This window comes from Aeromonas sp. DNRA1 (assembly GCF_963888745.1).
Taxonomy (GTDB): domain Bacteria; phylum Pseudomonadota; class Gammaproteobacteria; order Enterobacterales; family Aeromonadaceae; genus Aeromonas; species Aeromonas hydrophila.
The window spans coordinates 888,186-894,990 of record NZ_CAWPKQ010000002.1 but is presented as its reverse complement, the minus strand read 5'-3'; the positions used below and the strand labels follow the sequence as shown (position 1 = coordinate 894,990).

The following is a 6,805-nucleotide window of genomic DNA, read 5'->3' as shown; positions in this document are numbered from 1 at the left end:
CGCAGCCGGATCGACCGCATACAGGCCGCTCGCCACATTGGTACCGGTCAGCGCCAGGCTGTAGCCTATGCTGCCCGCCCCATCGGCCCCGAAGGCCGGCGCGAACTGGGCCTGTACATTGGCCGCGCTCAGGCTGGCACTGGCCACCCCGTCACCGCCAACACCGCCCAGGCTGACCAGGCTTTCATCCACGGTCGCACCCAGACGCGGGGCTTCTTCTGCCAGCCCGGCCCGCGGGCCGTCATCCTCGAAGCGGAACACGCCGTTGGCGCCCAAGTCCACAGACGCGCTGGCGCTATCGCCGTCGGCATCGGTCACGGTCTGCACCAGGGTCAGCACACCCTGACCCAGCGTCAGTGCCACGCTGTCATCCGCATTGGTGGTGTCGCCGTGCCAGACGTTGTCCAGCAGGGCCAGGGTCACTTCGCCGGTGCTCGGGTTGATGGTCAGGGTGAAGTAGTCCACCCCACCGGCGCTGCCGGTGATAACGTTGCCCACCTGATTGAGCACGATGGCGGCACCCTGCCCGTTGGCCGCAGCCGGATCGACCGCATACAGGCCGCTCGCCACATTGGTACCGGTCAGCGCCAGGCTGTAGCCTATGCTGCCCGCCCCATCGGCCCCGAAGGCCGGGTTGAACTGGGCCTGCACATTGGCCGCACTCAGGGTGGCACTGGCCACCCCGTCACCGCCAACACCGCCCAGGCTGACCAGGCTTTCATCCACGGACACAGAGCCCAATCCTTCAGAATTGGTAGTAAGGGTAACGCTGGGAACATCATCCAGAATGACCACATCCAGGCTGCCGCTGGTATTGTCACCATCGGTATCAACCAGTACGACGCTGAAACTCTCGCTAAGCGAATTGTCATTGGCAGGCTGGGTGTGGGTTTCACTCCCCCCCAAGGTGTAGCTGTAGTTCACGCTACCCGTGCCGGTAACGGGATTGTAATTAATGCCGGTAACGATCAATTGGTTACCAAATGGACTGATAATGGTTTGCGGGAAGGCTGTAACAGCTTGCCCATTGGTGACCAAGGCGACGCCTCCCAGCGTCAGACTCTGCACACCATCGGCTGCACTGAAGGTAAAAATACCGCTCTGAGTCACAGCAGCTGCATTTGGATTACTTCCTCCTGCCAATGAGGCTTCATTTAATGTCAGTTCTCCGCCCTCCAGCTGCAGACCGGCAAGCTCAACCGGCTCATCAACAGGAGTGATCGTGATAGTCAGTATGGACTGTACTGAATCTGTACCATCTGTGACGGTATAACTGACCGCTGGGACAGGGCCGTCATAATTGGTAGCTGGCGTAAACTGATAGCTGCCATCTGCATTGACCAGCAGGGTACCAACCCCGGCCAGAGTGACGGGGGTGCCCAAAGTCGTGTTGGCAAGCCCACCCCAGCTAAACCCGGTGACAGTAGCAGCCTGAGGCCCATCATTATCGACTGTGTTGTCAAGCAAATTGCCCGATACCGCAGCATCCTCCGTCACCACGACGTTCTCGCCCTGATCAGCAAGATCATTGACTGGCGTGATAGTGAGTTCCAAGGTGGATTGGACCGTATCGGTGCCATCGGTAACCGTGTATACGACTGGGGGAACAGCACCGTCGTAGTTGGGAGCCGGGGTGAATGTGAAGCTACCATCGCCATTCACGACAAGCGTACCGATCCCGTCGATTGTCACACTGGTTCCGACAGCCACATTGGCGTTGCCTCCCCAGCTGAAGAGCAGAACCGACGCAGCTGACGGCCCATCGGTATTGACCGTGTTATCCAGCAAATTGCCATTCAATACACCGTCTTCCGCAACAACCAGCTGCTCGCCCTGATCCGTCAGTTCATTGACCAGCAAGGGCTCTACTACTTGTTGTGTATCTACAACCGGCTCTGTCTGATATGTGGTGTCAAAGCCTGCGGCAGCAATGGTTGCATCACCAATACGGTCAATGGTGACAAAGCCACCATTGCCACTGGCACCGGCTACACCACCGATCCCACCACCACCACCGGCAGCAGGTGCCCCACCGGCAGCAGAAGCTTCAAAGTTTTGTGTCGGGTCTACCCCTTGCAGAATTGATTTTTGCAATGCAGCGATATCAGGAGAAGCTGCGGTACCCGCATCAGGGGCTTGAGGTTGACCAGGGGCTGGTGCGTCATGAGCGGGAGCATCTGGAGTAGCGGCTGGAGATTCGTCATAGGGAGCCAAAATCAGTTTGGCGTCATCTGCAATATTAAGCTTGGCCCCCGGCTGGAGGATCTCGCCTTTTTGCAATGGGCGACTGCTTCCATCAGCCAGCACAATTTGAACACTGCCTTCAATGGAAGAAACCACAACCGTTTTGTCGATGATTTGAGTGCGCATATCCTTTGCTCCAACGTGACAGATCTCGATGTCTACACCATAGATGTCTGTACGCTTCGCATCCGTTGCAAAAATGTATTGAATTTGTTCCATCCTGGGGGGATGCAATGTATTAAATCGAAGGGTCTTTTTTATAATGTCAAATCAATCACTTGGTGGCGTCTCAAACGAATCTAAAACAGAGCGGTGCCCTAAAAATACCTATTCATATTCATCTTTAGAATAAAAAAGGGCCCTTATGGGCCCCTTTTGATTTGATAACGTTCAAGCCAGTGGGAATGCGGGATGAACAAAACCCTGATAACCATCGATATGCAATTTGGCAAGCAGCTCAACCTGATGTTGATCTTCAACCCGGGTCGCAATGGTTGTGACTCCGGCATTGTGAGCGGCGCGGCACACAGCTGCCAGGAAGGAGGTATCCGCCCCCGGCTCCATCACCTGACTGGTATAGCCATGATCAACCTTGACATAGGCTGGAGCCAGCTCTTCCAGATATCCCAGTGACTGGAAGTGACGTCCATAATGATCCACCCCCCACTGGAATCCATGTTCTTGCAAGGCCTTCACCAAGGCGGTGACATGATCTTTATGTTTCATGATGGCAGCTTCCGGGATTTCAAACAGCAGCCGCTCTTGCAGCTCGACATGATCCGTCAGATAGCCCGTCAACCACGCTCTGAACTCATCGGAACACAGCGAGCCAGCTGTAATATTGACCGCCAAGACCAGATCCGCCTGTTGTTGGAGCAATGGAATAGAAGCTTCAAGTATCGCCTGATCGAATTCGCCGCCCAATTTGAACTGTTCGATGGCCGGCAAGAATTGACCGGCAAAATAATCTGTGCCATCACGAGAAATAGAGGCAAACAATTCGGCATGCAAACGCTCACCGTTATCAAATCTGCAGGCAGGTTGCGCCTTGAAGCGCCACAAATGCCGAACGATGGCATCTTGTACCAGATCGCGCCAAGCCAGACGTCCCATCAGTCCTTGATCAACACCACCCTCCATGACTACTGCGCCACGACGTTCATTACGCGCTTTGCCCAAGGCGTTGTCGGCCTTGGTCAGCAACGCTGACAAATCGTCATTACCATCGCGCCCTGCAATACCGATAACGGAGAGTGCACCACCCTCACCCATGGGGTTCACAACCAGGTCGGCAATGCGACTATTGATCACTTCCGCCAAATCTTTCAGCTGGGCCAGATCATCGGTAGGACACAGTAAGGCATATTCCGTGGCCGAAATCCGCGCCAGTGCCGACCCATCCCAGCCTTTCAGCTGCTCCTTCAGAGCCTGTGCTATCGACTTGACCATGTTGTCGCGAGCGGCAAACCCCTCCTCACGGTACAGGTCATCCAGCATATCGACAGCGACCAGCATGACGCCGCCTTGTCCTGCCTCGGCAATCCATGCGTTTACCTGACCCACGAAATAAGCCCGGTTGCCCAAGCCTGATACGGCGTCCACATAAACCCGCTCCCGCAATTTTTCAGCCTCATCAGCCTGTTCCTTGAACTGCAGGGCCAGCTTGCTGGAAAGCGTATTGATGGCTTGTACCACCTGTTTCAATTCATGGGTTTTGGGTTCAGGAATGGCGTGGCCAAAGTGGTGGAGCTCGATCTCCACCGCCTGTTCGCAGATCTGCTTGAGCGGCTTGAGCAAATAGTTGAGCGCACGCATCAACAAAATGGTGGTGATGAGAAAGCCTATCAGAAACCAGCTCGCCAGTTCGCTCATACCACGCCACAGCTCGTAGTAGGCTTGCCCGGGGTGACCAACAACCTTCAATTTGCCCAGTTGCAGCCAGCCAGAGGTCAGTATCGATTCGTTGGAGACTTCCGGAAACAGGCCCAAATTAATGAACCACTGCGGCACTCCCTGAATATTGTTGGTATTTTCCTGCTCAATGACATCTTTGGAAGCCAACAAGTCCAGACGGACCAAGCGATAATATCCCCCATCAAATATCGCCTGAATGACGGATTCAGCCCCCACCTTATCGCCATTTTCCAAATAAGGCGTCAACGCCAATCCAAGGGATGTGGCGGTGTTGATAACAGTGGTTTCCTGTTGCTGCGCCAGATAGGTACGAGTCGAGTTGAATTGCACCCAATAGGTGGCTGCAAACAACAAGCCGAACAGGATCAACATGGTTGCCAGTAATTGTCTGTAGAGCGTCATAGGTTAATCATCCAAATTCAACACAGGCTGAGCCAATCGCCCCGAAGTCATGCGATTGCGTAAATCATTCCATAATCCCAGGCGTGAGGACTGTCCAGCCAGTTCCCCTTGACCACGCGCCTTCATCAACCACAAGTGACTACCGTTAAAGCTGTATATCGGCATCAGATCCCGGCGCTGGCTGGCTGGCCGGATTGACCCAATCAAGTTATCCAAAATCACGGGAACTGAGGATGGTGTTTCATAGTAAGCAACTACCATATGAAACTGGTTGTAATCCAATGCCTTGACATAGACCATCCGCATTTTTTCATCCGGCACCCCCAATTCCAACAGAGTAAAGTACTTTGAAATGCTGAAATCTTCACAATCACCACCAGCCGCGCCCAAAAATTCCAACGGGGTCGCCCAATAGTCTTTTTTACGCCACAACTTGATGTCGTCGATAAAACGCATCTGGTTGAAAAACTGGTTTACCTTCTCCAGTTTCTGGCGGTCAGTCAGACCGGCGGCACGATTTTGCATAACCAGCGTACGCCAAGTCGTGACCCGTTTACCGGCCCTGACACCGTACGTATCTTGTGCACGCTGTACCAGCTTGAGATCTTCGGGGGTAAGAGGCTGGCTGGCAGAAAGCAACAAAGGCAGAGAAACCAGCAGCAGCCAGAGTGACCAGCGCAACCAGCGTGCGCGCAAAAACGGAGCCAAGACGAAACTTGACGCCATGCCGACACTGCCTGCTCGATACTGCTCAGTCACATGCATCTTCAAAAGATCCACTGGCTGTTACAACGCTGGCCAGAAGTGGCCGTCAGAGACAAGGGATGGCAGCAGCCCGGCTGCAGCCATCCCTTTTACTCGCATCAAACCTGATGCGCACTTCATTACTGTTTAGCTTGCCAATCTGCTGGCTGCTTCACATTAAATGCATTGAGCAAACTGCCAGTGGCATTGAGGATCCGATAATCCGCCAGCAAGGAGTCATACTCGGCCGTGATGTAGCTGCGACGGGCCTCAAACAGTTCGTTCTCGGTGTTCAGTACGTCAAGCAAGGTTCGCTGGCCCAACCCGAACTGCTTCTTGTACGCCTGTACGGTGTCATAGCTGGCATCCACGTGCTCTTTCAGGAAGGTCTTCTGCTTGGTCAAAGACTCTTTGGCGTTCCAAGCCAGGCGAGTTCCCTCTTCAACCTGACGGAAAGCATTCATATGAATATCTTTCGCCTGGGAATAGAGAGCGGACGTCGCCTTGCTCTGCGCCAGATCGGAACCACCACGGAACAGGTTGTAACGCATGCGCACCATGGCGGTCAGATCGTCATTGCGTCCCTTGACTGCATCAATGTCCTCGTTCCAGTTCTGATCCACTTCAAACGTGACATTGGGATAAAAACCGGACTTGGAGCCTTCATGCTGATATTTGGCGGCTTCGATATCCTGCAAGGATGACAGCAAGGTCGGATGCACCTCGGTCGCCGTCTTCAATGCGGCATCCAGGCTGCTCGGAATGAGCTGAGCATCCGGCACCGGCTGTACCAAATCTTTTGGCATCTCGTTGACTACCCGGATGAACTCGCTCTCGGCATCCCGGTAGTTATTTTCGGCAGCCGCCTGATTGGCGTAGGCTCTGGCAACACGACCATCAATTTGAGTCTGGTCTGCCGTGGATCCCAAACCAGAATCGGTCCGCTTGCTGATGTCGCTGCGGATCTGCTCGTGCGTTTCCAGGTTCTGTTTGGACAGCTCCAGGATTTCCTGCTGACGCAGCATGTTGAGGTAAACCTCAGCCACGCGCAGGGCGGTATTTTCCGCCTCAGAGATCATGGCCAGACGCTGAGCATTGGCTTCGGCATCGGTACGAGCCACGTTGCTGCTGACGTTGAAACCATCAAATAGCATCTGGCGCAGGCTGATACCGGCCTCTTTACGGGTCATGGAGTCATCGATGGTGGTCGAATTAGCGCCGGCCGCACGAGTTGACGGGCTGTCAGTCTTCTCATAGCCGACACCACCACGCAGATCGATGGTGGGATAGTAACCACCTTTGGCTCCATCATGCTGATACAGTCGCGCCTGATAGAGATCAAAAGCTTCCTTGATTTTGGGATGGGTAGCCAGTGACTGTGCCACTGACTGTTCCAGTGTTTGGGCCTGGGTAAAGCCCGGGAACAGCACGGCGCCACTTACTAACATGGCAACAATCGTCTTCTTCATGGTATCTCCAGTCATGTTGTTTTTAGATTGTT

4 protein-coding genes are annotated in these 6,805 nt (G+C 54.2%); all 4 read right to left on the bottom strand.

Features of this window, described 5'->3' with window-relative positions:
* Positions 1–2,370, bottom strand: a 2,370-nt coding sequence (locus AACQ43_RS10135) for a retention module-containing protein (RefSeq protein ID WP_248280981.1), incomplete at its 3' end; no start/stop codon positions are given.
* Positions 2,371–2,634: 264 nt separating this feature from the next.
* The gene (locus tag AACQ43_RS10130) at positions 2,635–4,560 is read right to left on the bottom strand and encodes an EAL domain-containing protein (RefSeq protein ID WP_168967149.1); all 1,926 of its coding nucleotides are present in this window, start codon (positions 4,558–4,560) and stop codon (positions 2,635–2,637) included.
* Positions 4,561–4,563: 3 nt separating this feature from the next.
* The gene (locus AACQ43_RS10125; protein ID WP_139329108.1) at positions 4,564–5,286 is read right to left on the bottom strand and encodes a transglutaminase-like cysteine peptidase; all 723 of its coding nucleotides are present in this window, start codon (positions 5,284–5,286) and stop codon (positions 4,564–4,566) included.
* A 158-nt stretch (positions 5,287–5,444) separates the two neighbouring features.
* Complete coding sequence (locus tag AACQ43_RS10120) at positions 5,445–6,773, bottom strand: TolC family outer membrane protein (RefSeq protein WP_146061230.1); 1,329 nt, start codon at positions 6,771–6,773, stop codon at positions 5,445–5,447.
* Positions 6,774–6,805: the final 32 nt, after the last annotated feature.